Annotated in this window: 15 protein-coding genes; 6 read left to right on the top strand and 9 right to left on the bottom strand. The window is 61.8% G+C overall.

Annotated features, from left to right (window positions below):
* Positions 1 to 27 precede the first annotated feature (27 nt).
* From hflX to BN1118_RS03765, 7 genes are all read right to left on the bottom strand, one after another.
* Positions 28 to 1,314 (bottom strand): ribosome rescue GTPase HflX, encoded by a 1,287-nt coding sequence (hflX, locus tag BN1118_RS03795; RefSeq protein WP_043554641.1) that lies wholly within the window; start codon positions 1,312 to 1,314, stop codon positions 28 to 30.
* A gap of 63 nt (positions 1,315 to 1,377) precedes the next feature.
* Positions 1,378 to 1,641, bottom strand: coding sequence for an RNA chaperone Hfq (gene hfq / locus BN1118_RS03790; protein WP_005311664.1), 264 nt, complete (start codon positions 1,639 to 1,641; stop codon positions 1,378 to 1,380).
* A gap of 70 nt (positions 1,642 to 1,711) precedes the next feature.
* Positions 1,712 to 2,629 (bottom strand): tRNA (adenosine(37)-N6)-dimethylallyltransferase MiaA, encoded by a 918-nt coding sequence (gene miaA / locus BN1118_RS03785; RefSeq protein WP_084214013.1) that lies wholly within the window; start codon positions 2,627 to 2,629, stop codon positions 1,712 to 1,714.
* A gap of 98 nt (positions 2,630 to 2,727) precedes the next feature.
* On the bottom strand, positions 2,728 to 4,608 hold the full coding sequence (gene mutL, locus BN1118_RS03780; protein WP_043554639.1) for a DNA mismatch repair endonuclease MutL: 1,881 nt from the start codon (positions 4,606 to 4,608) through the stop codon (positions 2,728 to 2,730).
* Between the two features lie 137 nt (positions 4,609 to 4,745).
* Positions 4,746 to 6,305, bottom strand: a complete 1,560-nt coding sequence (locus BN1118_RS03775; protein WP_043554638.1) for an N-acetylmuramoyl-L-alanine amidase — start codon at positions 6,303 to 6,305, stop codon at positions 4,746 to 4,748.
* Positions 6,296 to 6,769 carry a tRNA (adenosine(37)-N6)-threonylcarbamoyltransferase complex ATPase subunit type 1 TsaE gene (gene tsaE, locus BN1118_RS03770; RefSeq protein WP_042865703.1) on the bottom strand — a complete coding sequence of 158 codons (474 nt, stop codon included), beginning with the start codon at positions 6,767 to 6,769 and terminating at the stop codon, positions 6,296 to 6,298. The genes BN1118_RS03775 and tsaE overlap by 10 nt, the downstream gene beginning before the upstream one ends.
* Positions 6,770 to 6,777: 8 nt before the next feature.
* The gene (locus tag BN1118_RS03765; protein ID WP_043554637.1) at positions 6,778 to 8,289 is read right to left on the bottom strand and encodes a bifunctional ADP-dependent NAD(P)H-hydrate dehydratase/NAD(P)H-hydrate epimerase; all 1,512 of its coding nucleotides are present in this window, start codon (positions 8,287 to 8,289) and stop codon (positions 6,778 to 6,780) included.
* Between the two features lie 190 nt (positions 8,290 to 8,479).
* On the opposite strand from BN1118_RS03765, the gene queG reads away from it, so the two are divergent.
* Both queG and ppgK read left to right on the top strand, forming a co-directional pair.
* Entirely contained in the window at positions 8,480 to 9,622 is a 1,143-nt protein-coding gene (queG, locus tag BN1118_RS03760) for a tRNA epoxyqueuosine(34) reductase QueG (RefSeq protein ID WP_043554636.1), read from the top strand.
* Positions 9,623 to 9,705: 83 nt separating this feature from the next.
* Positions 9,706 to 10,464: a polyphosphate--glucose phosphotransferase gene (gene ppgK, locus BN1118_RS03755; protein ID WP_043141820.1), complete on the top strand. Its 759-nt coding sequence runs from the start codon at positions 9,706 to 9,708 to the stop codon at positions 10,462 to 10,464.
* Between the two features lie 65 nt (positions 10,465 to 10,529).
* Here the strand turns inward: ppgK and BN1118_RS03750 are convergent, their stop codons facing one another.
* Positions 10,530 to 10,985 carry a hypothetical protein gene (locus BN1118_RS03750; protein ID WP_043554635.1) on the bottom strand — a complete coding sequence of 152 codons (456 nt, stop codon included), beginning with the start codon at positions 10,983 to 10,985 and terminating at the stop codon, positions 10,530 to 10,532.
* Between the two features lie 471 nt (positions 10,986 to 11,456).
* On the opposite strand from BN1118_RS03750, the gene metN reads away from it, so the two are divergent.
* The 4 genes from metN (at position 11,457) to rfaH (ending at position 14,653) form a co-directional block, all read left to right on the top strand.
* Positions 11,457 to 12,500: a methionine ABC transporter ATP-binding protein MetN gene (gene metN / locus BN1118_RS03745; protein ID WP_043554634.1), complete on the top strand. Its 1,044-nt coding sequence runs from the start codon at positions 11,457 to 11,459 to the stop codon at positions 12,498 to 12,500.
* 76 nt (positions 12,501 to 12,576) lie between these two features.
* A complete protein-coding gene (locus BN1118_RS03740) occupies positions 12,577 to 13,230 on the top strand; it encodes a methionine ABC transporter permease (RefSeq protein WP_042865698.1) in 654 nt (217 codons plus the stop codon).
* Positions 13,231 to 13,256: 26 nt separating this feature from the next.
* Positions 13,257 to 14,057 (top strand): methionine ABC transporter substrate-binding lipoprotein MetQ, encoded by an 801-nt coding sequence (metQ, locus tag BN1118_RS03735; RefSeq protein WP_043141813.1) that lies wholly within the window; start codon positions 13,257 to 13,259, stop codon positions 14,055 to 14,057.
* A gap of 95 nt (positions 14,058 to 14,152) precedes the next feature.
* Positions 14,153 to 14,653: a transcription/translation regulatory transformer protein RfaH gene (gene rfaH / locus BN1118_RS03730; RefSeq protein WP_043554633.1), complete on the top strand. Its 501-nt coding sequence runs from the start codon at positions 14,153 to 14,155 to the stop codon at positions 14,651 to 14,653.
* Between the two features lie 148 nt (positions 14,654 to 14,801).
* On the opposite strand, the gene BN1118_RS03725 is transcribed toward rfaH, so the two are convergent.
* On the bottom strand, positions 14,802 to 16,778 hold the full coding sequence (locus tag BN1118_RS03725; protein ID WP_043554632.1) for a methyl-accepting chemotaxis protein: 1,977 nt from the start codon (positions 16,776 to 16,778) through the stop codon (positions 14,802 to 14,804).
* Positions 16,779 to 16,785 lie beyond the last annotated feature (7 nt).

Genomic DNA, 16,785 nt, shown 5'->3' with positions numbered 1-16,785 from the left:
CTGTAAGCATTCATCTTCATCGACGAATCAATGCCTGATAAAGCGTTGTAAATTCTCGCCTTCCTGTTTCACGAGGCGGTTCCAGTCGGCAAGCTGCAAGCGTACCTCCAGGACAAAATCCCCCTCCTCGCTGAAACCTTCCTGTTCAATGCCCTTCAGACGATAGAGCGCACTGCGCAATCTGGCGGCCGAAGGGGGCAACTGCAGGGTGTGATGCACCATGGAGCCGGCCAGCAACTCGGTCAGGGCCGTAAACAGGTATTCACAGCCTTCACCCGTCTGGGCAGACAACCAGAGCCGCACCGGGCGTCCCTCATCATCCCGCTCCAGACCCGCCAGACGATCGGCCAGCTTGTCGATCTTGTTGCAGATCATCAGCTGGGGTCGGTCGTCGGCCTCAATCTCGGCCAATACCTGCTGCACCGAATCGATATTTTCCTGCATCTGCTCATCGGCACAGTCCACCAGGTGCAGCAGCAAGTCCGCTTCACGGGTCTCTTGCAGCGTCGCCTTGAAGGCAGCGACCAGATCATGGGGCAAGTGTCGAATAAATCCAACTGTATCCGCCAAGATCACATCACCCACATCCCGAATCACCAATTTACGCAGGGTGGGATCCAGTGTTGCGAACAATTGGTCGGCAGCATACACGCTGGCAGCTGTAAGTTGGTTGAACAAAGTGGACTTTCCGGCGTTGGTGTAACCCACCAGTGAAACGGTCGGCACCTCATTGCGGTTGCGGGCGCGACGGCCCTGCTCCCGCTGTTTTGCCACTTTGTCGAGCCGACGCAAAATCGCCTTGATGCGTTCACGCAACAGGCGGCGGTCGGTTTCCAGCTGGGTTTCGCCCGGGCCGCGCAGACCGATCCCGCCCTTCTGACGCTCAAGGTGGGTCCAGCCTCGCACCAAGCGAGTAGAAAGATGGCGTAACTGGGCCAGTTCGACCTGCAACTTGCCTTCGTGGGTACGGGCGCGCTGGGCAAAGATATCCAGGATCAGGCCGGTTCTGTCCACGACCCGACACTGGAACAGGCGTTCCAGATTGCGCTCCTGGGCAGGGGTCAGGGCATGGTTGAAGATCACCACGTCGGCGCCCAGCATCTGCACCTGGGACGCGATCTCTTCAGCCTTGCCGCTGCCGACAAAAAATTTGGCGCTGGGTGCACTGCGGTTGGTGGTGACCACCCCCAACGCATTGACCCCGGCCGAGCTCACCAACATCTTGAGCTCTTCCAGATCCTCCCGCTCACCCTCATCGCTGAAGTTGACATGTACCAGAACGGCCTGTTCGCCGGCTTCATAACGGTCAAACAAGCGCTTGCTCCTTGACAGGAATCATGATGAATCTGGGTTGGCGAGTCGTCTCGCCTCGGGATATCACGCCTCGGCTTCACCCTGTTCTTCGCCAGCTGCGCCAGGGACGTGCTGGTGATGGTTGACGGCACGGGCCGGCACCACGGTGGAAATGGCGTGCTTGTAGACCATCTGGCTCACGGTGTTCTTCAGCAAAATGACAAACTGGTCAAACGATTCGATCTGACCCTGCAGTTTGATGCCGTTCACCAAATAGATAGAAACAGGAATCCGCTCACGGCGCAGCGCATTCAAAAACGGGTCTTGGAGAGATTGCCCCTTAGCCATCTTCTTTTCCTTATAGTTTGTTGTTTTTAAACACCGGATATCAATATAACAACCTGATTATACAGGAGTGTCAAGCCACTCCGGCACGGGCAACGACCCTTGCCAGATTGCCAGACTCACCAGATTCCAACCAGGTGACTTCAGGCCAACCGCGCAACCAGGTCATTTGACGCTTGGCCAACTGGCGGGTGGCAACAATTCCGCGATAGCGCATCTCATCATACTCCACTTCCCCTGCCAGGTAGTCCCACATTTGGCGGTAGCCAACGCAGCGAATAGCGGGCAGGTCGGGGGTGAGATCGCCCCGCTCATAGAGCGCCCTGACCTCTTGTTCGAACCCGCTTTGCAACATCTTGTCAAAGCGCTGTTCGATGCGCTGGTGCAACAGGGCGCGATCGCTCGGTGCGATGGCAAATTGATGCACGCGATAGGGTAATCCTTCCCCCTGTACCTGGGTCAGCTCGGTGAGCGTCTTGCCACTGATGCGATAGACCTCGAGTGCCCGACTCAGACGCTGTGGGTCATTGGGATGGATGCGCTCCCCGGCGACCGGGTCTATGCGCACCAGCTCCTCGTGCAGCGCCTGCCAGCCGAGGCGAGCCGCCTCTTCCTCAATCCCGGCACGAATGACAGGGTCGGCGGATGGCAGCGGTGAGAGTCCCTCCAGCAGCGCCTTGAAATAGAGCATTGTGCCGCCCACCAGCAGTGGAATGCGGCCACGGGCGACTATGTCGTCCATCTCCCGCAAGGCATCGCGGCAAAAATCCGCCGCCGAATAGCTCAAGGCAGGATCGAGCATGTCGATCAGCTTGTGGGGAGCCAGGGCCAGCTCGTCGGCAGTCGGCTTGGCGGTGCCTATGTCCATGCCGCGATAGATGAGCGCAGAGTCCACGCTGATGATGTCGCAGGGCAGGGCCTGACACAGATTGATGGCGAGATCCGTCTTGCCGGAGGCCGTCGGCCCCATCAGAAAAATTGCAGTCGGCAAGTCAGCCACGTGAAAAACTCCCCTTGCATGGTCGCCACCGGAGCGGGCGCACCTGCAAAAAACTTGTCTATTGGTCGAATAGGCGGTCATCCCGCCCCTCAGTTGCCATCGGCAAACTCGGCCAGCACGCTCGTCAACGACACGGGGCGCACCATGCGCGTGTCTGCCAGTTGGTCACTGAAATCGGTCACAAGTTCCGTCAGCAAACGACTGGCAGTTGAAAAATCATATACTTTTTCGCGGCTTATCCCCTGCTCCACCAGCCATTGGCATAATACTTCAGCCAGCTGGCTCGCATCACTGTCAGATCCGCTCTCGATAATTTGCAACAATTCGGGTAATAACCGCACCAGATCTGTCTGGCGCAGCAAGGCTGGCACCCGAGTCAGGATCATGGTGTCGCGCCCCCCGTTTTTCAACTCCAGCCCCATGCGTTTGAGCAAACGTTCCTGCTCTTCAACCAGCGCTATCAAGTTCTTGGGCAACTTGAAGGAGACCGGCAGCAGCAGCGGTTGCGCCGCCAATCCCTGCCCCCAGGCCTCCAGCAGCCAGTTGCGCAGCAGCAGGCGCTCGGCCCGCACCAGCGAGAGCAGTGCCAGCTGGCCATCTCGCGCCAGCAGCAGATAGGCCTGCTCCACCAGGGTGAGCGCCCGCCAGACGCCGGGCGCGGCCTGAACGGCTGCGTTGGCGGTCACCGCCGAGGTGACGGGTACGACAGACGCGGGACCCGCACCGGGCAAGGTGGTGAGCAGCGCGCCCATGCCACGCATCGCCTCCCGGCTGGGGGGCTCGGGCGGCTGATAATTGCCGGCCCGCCCTGCACCGCCCCCCTCCCGCACTTCCTGGGCCGGCGCCCGATAGTTGTGCTCGGCGCCGTACCACTCGGGACGGGGCGCCTGGCCCGGGTATTCAATCTGCCCGCTGACCGGCAGCTCGACCAGGGTCTCGGCCAGCGGCTCGCTCTGTTCGGCTCTGGCGGCCGCCTCCCGGTGCAGGGCGGTGAACAGCGCCTGGAAGATGAAGTCGTGGATGAGGCGCGCCTGATGGAAGCGCACCTCGTGCTTGGCCGGATGGACGTTCACGTCCACCTGATGGGGATCCAGCTCGATATAGAGCACATAGGCGGCGAAGCGGTCGGCGGGCAGCAGCTCGTCATAGGCCTGGCGGATGGCGTGATTGATGAGCTTGTCGCGCATCATGCGGCCATTCACATAGGTGTATTGCAGATCGTTCTGCGGCCTGGCTCCCTGCGGGGTCGCCAGCCAGCCCCACAGGCGCACGTCGCTGTGCTCGCTTTCCACCGCCAGCGCGTGGTGCATGAAGGGGGTGCCACAGACGGCGGCCAGGCGGCGCTCCTGCTCGGGCACCGTATTGGCGGCCTTGTACTGGCGCATCACCTTGCCGTTGTGGCGCAGGATCAGGGTGACATCGAAACGGGAGAGCGCGATGCGGCGCACCAGCTCGTCGATATGGGCAAATTCGGTCTTTTCGCTGCGCATGAACTTGCGCCGCGCGGGGGTATTGAAGAAGAGATCCACCACCTCCACAGTGGTGCCCACCGGATGGGCCGCCGGCTTGACGGTGACCTGCATCTCGCGCCCTTCTGCCTGGGCTTGCCAGGCCTCGGACTGATCCTGGGTGCGGGAGGTGAAGGTGAGGCGGGAGACAGAGCTGATGGAGGCAAGCGCCTCGCCGCGAAAGCCCAGGCTGCAGATCCCTTCCAGATCATCCAGGGTCGCCACCTTGGAGGTGGCGTGCCGCGACAACGCCAGCACCAGCTCGTCTTTGGCGACGCCGCAGCCGTTGTCACGGATGCGGATCAGCTTGGCGCCGCCCTTGTCGATGTCGATCTCGACCCGGTCGGCCCCCGCGTCCAGGCTGTTTTCCACCAGCTCCTTGACGACCGAAGAGGGCCGCTCCACCACCTCGCCTGCGGCAATCTGGTTGGCCAGAATGGGCGGTAAAATACGGATCGGCATGGCTTGCTCCTGACCTTTAGTCTTGCGGGATCCAGACCCAGTCACCACTGAGCAGGGCCGCCCCCCCCCTCTCCTGCGGCAATCTGGTTGGCCAGGAAAGGCGATAAAACAGGGAGCAGCATGGCTGCCCACTGTCTCTATTCCTGGGGGATATAGAGCACCTGCCCTATCTGGATATCCCGTGATTTGAGTTTGTTGATCTCCACCAGGCGCGCCTGGCTCACCCCGAACTTCTCGGCGAGGCGAGAGAGACTCTGGCCGCGGGTGACCACGTGGCGGATCATCCTGGCCTTGTCGTTGCTCTGCACGCTGCTGACAGGCACGCTCGGCTCCTTGGCGGCCACCACATAGGGCTTGATCACACCGGCGCCGGACGAGCTGCTGACGCTGCTGACCGGAGCGCCGCCATCGCTGCTGCGGTTTGGCTCGGTGGCCGGCATCCGGTTGGTCACCACGGGCTGCGACTGCACCTGCGCCGGTTTGCTCACGGCGGCAGGCTTGCTCACCACCACGGGTCTGCTGACCGCGGCTGGCTTGCTGGCCTGCCCCTTGCCGGTCAGCATGGCGCCCTTGGTCGGGTGGGCACGGTAGTAGTTGCGGATGCCTTCGAAGATGGCGCGAGCCAGCTGATCCTGATAGGCAGGGGTCGCCAGCAGCTTCTCTTCGGCGTGGTTGGAGATGAAGCCCGTCTCCACCAGCACGGAGGGGATGTCAGGCGCTTTCAGCACCGCCAGACTGGCGTGCTCCGGCGCCTTCTTGTGCAACCTGGCCACCTTGCCCATGGAGCGCAGGATCTGGCGGCTGACGTCGTAGCCCTCGGCGCGGGACTTGTCCATGGAGAGATCGAGGAAGGTCTGCGCCAGATAGGGGTTGGGATCGGATTCGGCCAATACCTTGCCCACCCCGCCCAGCAGTTCGCCCTGTTTCTCCTGCTTCTCCAGCCAGCTGCCCATCTCGCGATTGGCACGGTTGGTCGACAGCACCCAGACAGAGGCACCGCGCGGGGTGGAATTGTGGAAGCTGTCCGCGTGCACCGACACCAGCAGGTCGGCCTTGGCCTTGCGGGCTATCTCGGATCGCTTGTTCAGATCGACGAAGTAGTCGCCACGACGGGTCAGCACGGCGCGCATGCCGGGTTCCCTGTCGATGAGTGCCGCCAGCTTCTGGGAAACAGCCAGGGTGACCCGCTTCTCATAGGTGCGGCGCGGACCTATGGAGCCCGGATCTTCCCCGCCATGGCCCGGGTCTATGGCGATCACCACCCCCCGGCCCTTGCCGCCCACAGGCGCAGCCTGCACGGCGGCGGAGGCTTTTTCTTCATAGGGCAGGTCGATCACCAGCCGGTGGCCATAGGGGCCAGCCGGCGCCAGCGGGAACACCACCGGCTTGATGGTGGAGCTCAAGTCCAGCACCAGTCGCAGGCCGCCCTTCTCCAGCGGAGAACTCTCGCGGATCTTGCGCACCAGCTCGCTGTTGTTCTCGATGCGGGCCAGATTGGTGACGTTGTTCGCCCCTTTGAGGTCGATCACCAGCCGATCCGGGCCTGTCAGGGTGAAGTAGTTGTAATTGGGGGCGCTGCTCATGTCGAGCACCACCCGGGTGTTATCCGGCGATGGCCACACCCGCACACTCTTGAGCTGATTCGCCCAGGAGGGTAAGGCCATCAGAGAGAGGGCAATAACAAGGATCAAGCGCACGTAGATGACAACCGTTCCAGAATGGCTTCGCCAATCGCAGTGCGAGCCTCTATCAGAGCCTCACGCTGCTCGTTTACATAAGTCAGGGTAATGTCCAGATCGGGCGCCGGCAGCCAGCCTTCACCCTTTTCTGGCCACTCCACCAGGCAGAGGGTATTGGCGGCAAAGTAGTCCCGAATGCCCATGAACTCCAGCTCTTCCGGATCGGCCAGGCGGTAGAGATCGAAGTGGTAAACCTGCCACTCGGCCAGTTCGTAGGGCTCGACCAGGGTGTAGGTCGGGCTCTTGACCTTGCCCTGATGGCCCAGCCCCTGCACCCAGCCACGGGTCAGGGTGGTTTTTCCGGCCCCGAGGGAGCCGTGCAAGAACACCGTGGTCGCCTGCTGGCAGGCGTGTGCCAGACGGCCACCCAGTGCCACTGTTGCTGCCTCGTCCGGCAGTGTCATCATCAACTGTTTTGCCATGTTCTTCTTTAACTTGTTATGGTGTCGGGATTAACCAGTCGACGGATAAAAGGCAGCAGGTCCGATGCCAGCATGCCCCGCTCTCCGTCTGCGGCGGCCAGATCGGCCGCTTCCCCGTGGATCACTGCGCCCAGCCGGGTTGCCTCGACGGCAGACCAGCCCTGGGCCAAAAGGGCGGCGATTATACCAGATAACAGATCGCCCATGCCGCCACTGGCCATGCCGGGATTGCCCTCGTCACAGAGCGCTATCCCCTTGCCGTCACAGATGAGCGTTCCCGCCCCCTTGAGCAGCACGACACCGCCAAAAACTTGCTGCAAGCGCCGCACGGCGGCAAAACGATCTGCTGCAATCTCGGCAATGGAGCAGCCCAGCAGGCGGGCCGCCTCACCCGGGTGAGGCGTAAGCACCCAATTATCCTGATGACGGGGACATAGCGCCAGCCAATTCAATCCATCGGCGTCCAATACCAGCCGTGTCCCCTCATTGACCAAGGACTCAAAATGGCGGCGACCCCATTCGTCCTGACCGAGTCCCGGCCCCACCAGTCGCACCGAGGCCCAGTGCTCATCCGCATCGGCCTGCGTATTCATCAACTCGGCTTGATAAAGGCTGACGGAACCATGACTCGGGTGTTGACATACCCGTACCAGCCCGGCTCCTGCCCGCAGGCAGGCAAGACCCGCCAGCACTATGGCGCCCTGCATGCCCACATTGCCCCCCACCAGCAGCACCTTGCCGTGGGAACCCTTGTGGGCCGAGCGCTGGCGCGGTGTCAGCCACTGCTTGAGGCCGGGGTAATCGATCCGTTCGACAGCCGCTTGCAGGCCAGCCTCCGGCGTGACGCCGAGGGGATCGCAATCGAGCCGGCCGACACCATCCACCCCCTCGCCGGTGAGCATGCCCTGCTTGATGCCGATGAAGGTGAGGGTGCGGCTGGCACGGACCAGGGCCCCCATGGCACGACCCGTGTCGGCATCGAGGCCGGAGGGCAGATCCACCGCCAACACCGGCGCTCCCAAGCTATTGATTGTTGCGACGATCTTTGTCAGAAGCGGCGAGAGGGGGGTATGGACACCTGTGCCGAGCAGTGCATCGATCACCAGATCCGGCGGCGGCAGTGAATCAAGCTCGCTCGCGCCAGCCATCAGCACAGTCCCGCCCTGCGCCAGCCACTCATCGGCGGCCCGCCTCGCATCCCCTTTCAGTCCGGCGGGATCCCTCGCGGCGATCACCTGGGGCTCGAGACCGATCTGCCTGGCGAGGCGGGCCAGCACATAGCCGTCACCGCCGTTGTTGCCTGGGCCGACGAAGATCCACCAGTTGCGGCTCTGCGGCCAATGGTGGGTGGCATAGGTGCGCAGCGCCGCACCGGCCCGCTCCATCAGGGCGTAGAGCTCCTGCCCTTCGCGCTCGGCCCAACGCTGCTCCAGCGCGCGGATCTGTTCAGTCCGCCACAGTGATTGTGGTAAACTGCGCACCTCTTTCCCGCTGATAGCATCCCCGATGACCTGTACCATGATGGCTCCTGACTTTCATCCATTGGCCCTGGCTGACACGCGCCGGGCACCCGATGCGACATGACCACAGCTGATTTTCACTGCCGGTTGACCCAGGACATCAAGCCTTTCGGACCAGATGCAGCATGACCATACCTGATTTTCACCGTCGATTGACTCTGAATATCAAGCCTGTGGGGCCTGATGCAGCATGAGCACGCCTGAGCTTCAGCAGTTGGCCCACGATATCAAGCTATGGGCGAGCGAGCTAGGATTTGACCAAGTCGGCATCACCGACACGGATCTCAGCCTCGAAGAGCCCAGGTTGCAGGCCTGGCTGGATGCCGGCCATCACGGCAGCATGGACTACATGGCCCGCCACGGCATGATGCGGGCCAGGCCGCACGAGCTGCTGCCGGGCACCCTGCGGGTGCTGTCAGTGCGGATGAACTACCTCCCCTTCGAGGCCGGTTTCGCCGCCACCCTGCGCGACCCGACTCTCGGCTACATAAGCCGCTATGCCCTCGGCCGCGACTACCACAAGGTGCTGCGCAACCGCCTCAAGCAGTTGGGCGATCGCATAGAACAACGCTGCCGGGAACTCTGGCAGGTCACGGGAGAGTGGCGCCCCTTCGTCGACTCGGCCCCCATACTGGAGCGGCCACTGGCCGCCAAGGCGGGGCTGGGCTGGATCGGCAAACACTCGCTGCTACTCAACGAATCGGCGGGTTCCTTCTTCTTTCTGGGAGAGTTGCTGATCAGCCTGCCGCTGCCGCTGGATGCCCCGGTGGAAAAAGAGCAGTGCGGCAAGTGCGTGGCCTGCATCAATATCTGCCCGACCGGCGCCATAGTCGCGCCCTATGTGGTGGATGGGCGCCGTTGCATCTCCTACCTCACCATAGAGAACGACGGCCCCATCCCGGAAGAGTTCAGACCGCTGATGGGCAATCGCATCTATGGTTGTGACGACTGCCAGCTCATCTGCCCCTGGAACCGCTATGCGGATGTGAGCCCCGAGCCCGACTTCAGCCCGCGCCCCAACCTGCACCGCCCGCCGCTGCTCGAATTGTGGCGCTGGAGCGAAAGCGAGTTTCTCAAGCACACTGAGGGGAGCCCGATCCGGCGTATCGGCTATCAGCGCTGGCGCCGCAACCTGGCGGTGGCACTCGGCAACGGCCCGGCCACCCCGGACGTCATAGCCGCGTTGCAGCTGGCGCAGGACGAGGCAGAGCCCATGGTGGCCGAACACATAGCGTGGGCGCTGGCGACCCTGGCCCTGCGCCAGCAGGATGACAGCAAAAAAACCCGCTTGTTGATCCGTTGCATCGAAAAAGGTCTGCCGGATCACGCATAAGCGATCTGCCCCTTGCCGGATACACGTCATTTTTTCATGCTCTGCCGACGGTTAACCGTCGGCACTATAAAAGGAACAATCTGATGCAGATGTTGGGAGTGGATATCGGTGGCTCAGGGATCAAGGGATGCCTGGTCGATACCGAAACGGGCGAGCTGATTGGCGAGCGCCATCGTCTGGTGACGCCGCAACCGGCCACCCCGGCCGCCGTTGCACATACCCTCAAAGCACTGGTGGAACATTTCCAATGGAAGGGCCCGGTGGGCTGCGGCTTTCCCGCCACCATCCACAACGGCATCGCCAAGAGCGCGGCCAACATCGACAAGAGCTGGATTGAGACCGATGCCGCCCACCTGTTTGCCGATGTGACCGGCCTGCCCTGCCACGTGATCAACGATGCCGATGCGGCTGGCCTGGCCGAGATGCGCTTCGGGACCGGCAAGGATCGCAGCAAGGGTGTCATCATCCTCATCACGGTCGGCACCGGCATAGGCACAGCCGTGTTCGTCAATGGCCAGCTGCTGCCCAACACCGAGCTGGGCCATCTGATGCTGGAAGGCATGGTTGCCGAGCACTACTGCTCGGATGCGGTGCGCAAGCGCGAGGATCTCTCCTGGAGCCGCTGGGGCAAACGCTTCAACAAATACCTGGCTCGCCTCGAGTTTCTGTTCTCTCCCGACCTCTTCATTCTGGGGGGCGGCAGCTCCTCCAAGCTCGACAAGTTCATCGACAAGATTGAGACGCGGGCCCCCCTGGTGGCGGCCGCCAACCTCAATCAGGCCGGCATCATAGGCGCCGCCCTCCATGCCGCCGAGCTCAGCCGGGAACAGGCTCCCCGCTGAGCCGGACGCCTGGCAGAGAATAAGAGAGGCCCGGCAGATGCCGGGCCTCTCTTATTGCTTCTGTGCTAGATATCGTCGAGTCTATGCACCCCGTGCACCAGCCGGGTCAGGCGGGTCTGCTCCAGCGATGACAGCGCACTCAGCAGGGCGGCCGTCTCTTCCGTCGGGCATTCGCGGGCCAGGTGGCCCAGCTCGCCGATGAGTTTCTCTTCCTGACGGCACACCTGCTGCACTATGTCCTGAGTCTGGGCCGTGGCAGGCAGTGACAGCCGCTGGATGTCAGGCAGCAGATCCTCGCTGAACCCTCGCTCAAGCCAGGTCTCCCTGATCCCGCCCCCCAGCTGGCCCAGGTAGTCGTGCAGATGGGCCTTGGCCGCTTCCTCCCGCTCTTGCAGATAGGCCAGCAGCATGCGGCTGCGCTCGCCATCCACCTCGGCCATCAGCCGCCCGTAACAGAGCCCGAGCTGGTGATGAACCAGTTCCAGATACAGCAGCAAGTCCTTGATCTGTTGAAATCGCATTACTCTGCCCTCCCGCATACCATGCCCTTTCAGTATAAAAAACAGGCAATTGCAATCCAAGCCCAAGCGTGGCGCTTGTTGCGCTGCATCAAGACGCAGGCCAAGAAAGCAGCGATCAGAACAAAGTGGAATGATTTGTGCCAATCCGGGTGCGATAGCAGCATGACCAGGCAAACCCGACTCGAGACTAATAAAGAAGGAGATAAGACCACATTTGCCATGTGATATTCGGCGATATAGCTACACTGCCAAATACAATATTGATGTGAGCGAGATCACCGTCCGCGTTAGTCGGCAGACGGGAATACTTAGCACTTTTTTAGACGTCTAGAAGTATAAACACGCGTTGACACAGCCATCCAGACATCTTAGCATCATCCTCCATGATGACAGAGCAACCCAGTGGAACCTCTGCCCAATTCACCCGCCTGTAGCGCCCTGTGCTTTAAGGCTGTTAGCACGGAAGAATCCATGATTAAGTTGAACGGTCTCAACAAAGTCTACGGTAAAGGCAGTGATGCCGTGCACGCCCTGCGTGACGTGAGCCTGCATGTGCCACAAGGCAAGATTTTCGGGGTGATCGGCGCCTCGGGGGCCGGCAAGAGTACCCTCATTCGTTGCGTCAACCTGCTGGAGCGCCCGACAGAGGGCCAGGTCATCGTCGATGGCCAGGATCTGGTCGCCCTGCCGGAGCGGGAGCTGACCCAGGCCCGCCGCCAGATCGGCATGATTTTTCAGCACTTCAACCTGCTCTCCTCCCGTACCGTGTTCGCCAATATCGCGTTCCCGCTGGAACTGGCAGGCTGGAGCAAGGCCCAGATCCAGGCCAGAGTCGACGAATTGCTGGCCCTGGTCGGGCTGGAAGCGCGCGCCCACGCCTATCCGTCCGAGCTGTCAGGCGGTCAGAAGCAGCGCGTCGCCATCGCCCGAGCCCTGGCGCCGGCCCCCAAGGTACTGCTGTGTGACGAGGCCACCTCGGCCCTGGATCCGCAGACTACCCGTTCGATCCTGAGCCTGCTCAAGGAGATCAACGTCAAACTGGGGCTCACCATCTTGCTCATCACCCACGAGATGGACGTGGTGAAGGGGATCTGTGATGACGTCGCCATCATCAGCGACGGCAGCCTGATCGAGCAGGGCGAGGTCGCCTGGTTCTTCAGCAACGCCAAGACCCAGCTGGCACGGGACTTCATCCACTCCACCATACATCTGGAGGTGCCGCAGGAGTATCAGGACAGGATGAGTACCGAGCGGGTGGCCAACAGCTATCCGCTGGTGAAGCTCGGCTTTACCGGCAGCACGGTCGATACGCCCCTGATTTCCGAGGCGAGCCGTCGCTTCAATATCGACATCAGCATTCTGAGCGCCGATATCGAGTACGCCGGGGGCGTCAAGTTCGGCTTCCTGCTGGCGGAGCTGTTCGGGGATGAGGCCCAGTGCGAGGCGACCCAGCAGTTCCTGATAGACAATCATATTCAGCTGGAGGTCATGGGTTATGTCCGCAGCAATGACTGATCTGCTCATCACTGCCCTCAAGGGCTGCCAGACGCAGTCCCTGATCACAATCGCATTCAGCTGGAGGTAATGGGTCATGTCCGAAGCAATGATTAATCTGCTGGTCACAGCGCTCGGCGATACCCTGCTGATGGTGTTTGCCTCCGCCCTGTTTGGCTGCCTGCTCGGCCTGCCGCTGGGTGTGGCACTGCACGTGACCAAGGCGGGCCAGATCCTGGCCAACCCGGCCCTGAACAAGTTGCTCGGCATCCTGGTCAACATTGGCCGCTCAGTGCCCTTCATCATTTTGCTGGTCGCCATCATTCCGCTGACCCGGCTGATCGTCGGCACCAGCATAGGCACCATAGCCGCCATAGTGCCGCTGACCATAGGTGCCGTGCCCTTCATCGCCCGTCTGGTGGAAGGGGCCCTGATGGAGGTGCCGGACGGCTTGCTGGAAGCAGCCAAGGCCATGGGTGCCAAACCCCTGCAAATCATTACCAAGGTGCTGCTGCCCGAGGCCCTGCCCGGCATAGTCAACAGCGTCACCATTACCCTGGTCACGCTGGTGAACTACTCCGCCATGGCCGGTGCCATCGGAGGCGGTGGTCTGGGTGATGTGGGTATTCGCTACGGCTACCAGCGCTTTGACCCCACCGTCATGCTGGCAACCGTCGTCATTCTGGTTTTACTGGTTCAACTCATCCAGAGCGCAGGTGAGCGCCTGGTCAACACATGTGATCATCGTTAATCGTCGATTTCTGACAGGAGGTTTTTATGAAATTTGGCATTAAATCCGTTGCGGCTGCCCTGCTGGCTGGCCTGGTTCTGGCCGGTTGTGGTCAGAAAGAAGAGAACAAGACCCTGAAAGTGGGCGCCATCGCCGGGGCGGAATCCCAGCTGGTGGAAGCCGCGGCCAAGGTCGCCAAGGACAAGTACGGTCTGACCGTCGAAGTCGTTACCTTCTCCGACTTCGCCACCCCGAACGTGGCCCTGAACGATGGCAGCATCGATCTGAACGCCTTCCAGCACAAACCGTATCTGGATAGCCAGGTCAAGGATCGCGGCTTCGATCTGGTGCCGGTCGGCAACACCTTCGTCTACCCCATCGCCGGCTACTCCAAGAAGATCAAGGCCCTGGCCGATCTGAAAGAGGGCGCGCAGATCGCCGTGCCGAACGATCCGACCAACCTGGGTCGCTCCCTGATCCTGTTGCAAAAGCAGGGCCTGCTGACCCTGAAAGAGGGTACCGGCCTGGAAGCGACCGTGCTCGACATCGCCAGCAACCCGAAGAAGCTGAAGATTGTTGAACTGGAAGCGGCCCAGCTGCCCCGTTCCCTGGAAGACGTGGATCTGGCCATCATCAACACTGTCTACGCCTCCCAGATCGACCTGCTGCCAAGCCGTGACGGCCTGTTCGTGGAAGACAAGGACTCCCCCTACGTCAACCTGATCGTCTCCCGTGGCAACAACAAGGATGACGCCAAGGTGAAGGAGTTCGTCCAGGCCTTCCAGAGCGACGAAGTGTACAAAACTGCTGACGAACTGTTCAAAGGCGGCATAGTCAAAGGTTGGTAATCACTCACTCTGCAAAAAAGGCCACGCCAAGCGTGGCCTTTTTTATTGCCGCGGTTATCATAACCGGGAGCACGGCAACACGAACATAACAGAACATGAAAAAATGGTATCTGGCCTACTGCAAGCCAAAGGAAGAGGCCCGCGCCCGCGCCCATCTCGAAGCCCAGGGGATTGAATCCTATTACCCCATGGTCGAAATCGAGAAACTGCGGCGGGGCAAGCGTGTCCCGGTACGGGAACCCATGTTTCCCAACTATCTGTTCATCTATGTGGATCTGGAAGAGGTCACCCCTGTCACCCTGAAGTCGACCCGTGGCATCAGCCGCATCATCCACTTCGGCAAGGAGTGGACCGCCATCAGCAGCCAGCTGGTCTATCAGTTGATGAGCCGCGATGATAGCGACGAGGCGAGAGCCAGCTACGCCAACCTGCCGACCCAGGGCGACAAGGTGTTGATCGAATCTGGCCCTTTGGCCGGATTCGAGGCCATCTATCTGGAACCGGATGGGGAGAAACGCGCCATCCTGCTGGTCAGTCTGCTGAACCAGGAGACCTCCAGCAGTTTCGACAACCAGTCTTTCCGCCGACTGGACTAAGCCGGCGAGCAAGGCCTCACGCCTGCTGGTCAGCCTGCTGAACCAGGAGACATCCAGCAATTTCGACAATCAGGCCTTCCGCCGCCTGGATTGAAAAAACGGGGCAGGCCCATCGGCCTGCCCCGTTTTTTTGCCGCCTTGCTCCGTCTCAGGCATCCAGCTCGAAGCGACTGATGACGGAGGTCAGCCGCCCCGTATCCTGCGCCAGTCTGGCCACTATCTCCTCCCCCTGCTGGCTGCGCTGACTCGACTGCCGGCTGAGCCCGGCGATCTCCTCCACAGTACCCGCCACCTCCTGGGCAACCCGGGACTGCTGCTCGGTGGCGGTGGCAATAGCCCCCAGCTGACCGGACAGATCCTGCACCAGCTGAAGCATGGCACTGAGGGTCTCCGTCACAGACGCAACCGCATCCCGGCCCTGTTCCACCAGCTGGGTCCCGCTGCCGACCGTGCTCACCGTCTGGCGAGTCTGTTGCTGAATGCTGGCGATGGTCTGGCTGATCTCGGCCGTCGACTGGCTGGTACGGCTGGCGAGCAGACGCACCTCATCGGCCACCACGGCAAAACCGCGCCCCTGCTCTCCCGCTCGCGCCGCCTCGATGGCTGCGTTGAGCGCCAGCAGATTGGTCTGCTCGGCTATGGTGGCGATCACCTCGGTGACGCGCCCTACCTGCTCACTCTGGGTGCTGAGCAGCCCCATGGCCTGATTGGCTTGGGCAATCATGGTCGCTATCTCCTGCATGGTAGCGGTCATGCGGCCGAGGGCATTGCCCCCTTGCCGCGTCTGCACCTCGGCCTGCTGGGCGGCCCGGGCCGCGTCGGCTATGTTGCCCGCCACATCCCGGGTGCTGACCGACATCTGTTCGATCGCCGCCGCCACCGTATCGACCCGCTGATTCTGGCTCGCCAGATCGGTGACTATGGCCCGGGTGGTGTCGCCGACCTCGACGCACGCCCCCTCCACCTGCCCCACGGCCCCCTGGATCTCGCCGACCAGCTGGCGCAGCTGCAGGGACATCTGGTTGATGGAGCCCGTCAGCCCGCCCAGTTCATCCTGGCTCTGCACCGGCAGAGGGCGGGACGGCAGACGGCCGTTGGCCACCAGATCGGCCCGCACCACCAGGCTGGCGATGTCCCGGGTCAAGCGGCGGCTGAACAGCAGGGCCACCAGGGTGCCCAGCACTATGACGGTCAGGGTGGCCAGCAGCAGGGTACGGTTGATGGTTTGTCCGGCGCTGGCCATCTTGTGGCCCATGCTGTCCACCTCGGCGCGGGTCTGGGTGACCTGGGCCGCCAGCTGGCCGGCCAGCTGGGTCAGCGCAGGCTCGATATCGGTCGCCATCAGATGGTTGGCCTGATCCCAGTCCGGCGCCTGACGCTTGCTGATCACCTGACCGACCAGCTCGGCGAAGGGGGCGGACATCTCTTCAAACAGCGACCAGAGGCCCTTCTGGGCCTCGGTAAAGTTGGCCTGCTGCTGTTTCACCTCGGCGACACGCTGCTGGTGGAACTGGTAGTAGTCCTGATATTTAGTGCGATATTCGGGATCACCCGAGATGAGGAAGTCGCGCAGGGCGGAGAGCGCATTGGAGAGGCCGTTGTAGGCATCCCCCACCTGCTTGAGCAGCAGTCGGCGATCCCCCGGCAGCTGATCCTGCGGGGTGGCCACCTCTTCATTGGCAAAGGATTGCAGCTGATCGAGGGCCGATTCCGCCAGCGGGCCCGCCTCCAGCAGCATGAGTGTGTGGGCGGGCAGGTTCTCCTCGGTATGGGCGATGGCCCACACCTTCTCCTGATTGCCCTTGAACGCCTTGAGAGACTGGGCGAGAGCCGGTGTGAACGGCTGCCGTTCGATGGCCTGCCAGGCTCCTTCCCACTCCTGCTTGAGGCGGGCGGCCTGGGCCGGATCCTTGCCGAGGATGAGGTAACCGCGCAAGGAGGAGACGGTCGCCACCAGCGCCTTCTGACTCGCCTCATCCCGCTGCAGAGCGGGCAGCGCCTGCTCCAGCAGATTGGTTTCGGCTTGCCCGATCCGGCCGAGCTGGTGATAGACCAGGGCCGAGGAGAGGAACACCAACAGGTTGATAAAACAGAAGCTGAGCAATAACTTGCTTGAAATTTTCATGAACGTC

Source organism: Aeromonas bestiarum (assembly GCF_000819745.1).
Lineage (GTDB): Bacteria > Pseudomonadota > Gammaproteobacteria > Enterobacterales > Aeromonadaceae > Aeromonas > Aeromonas bestiarum.
Note: the sequence above shows the minus strand (reverse complement) of the source record. Positions and strands in the feature narration are given on the sequence as shown.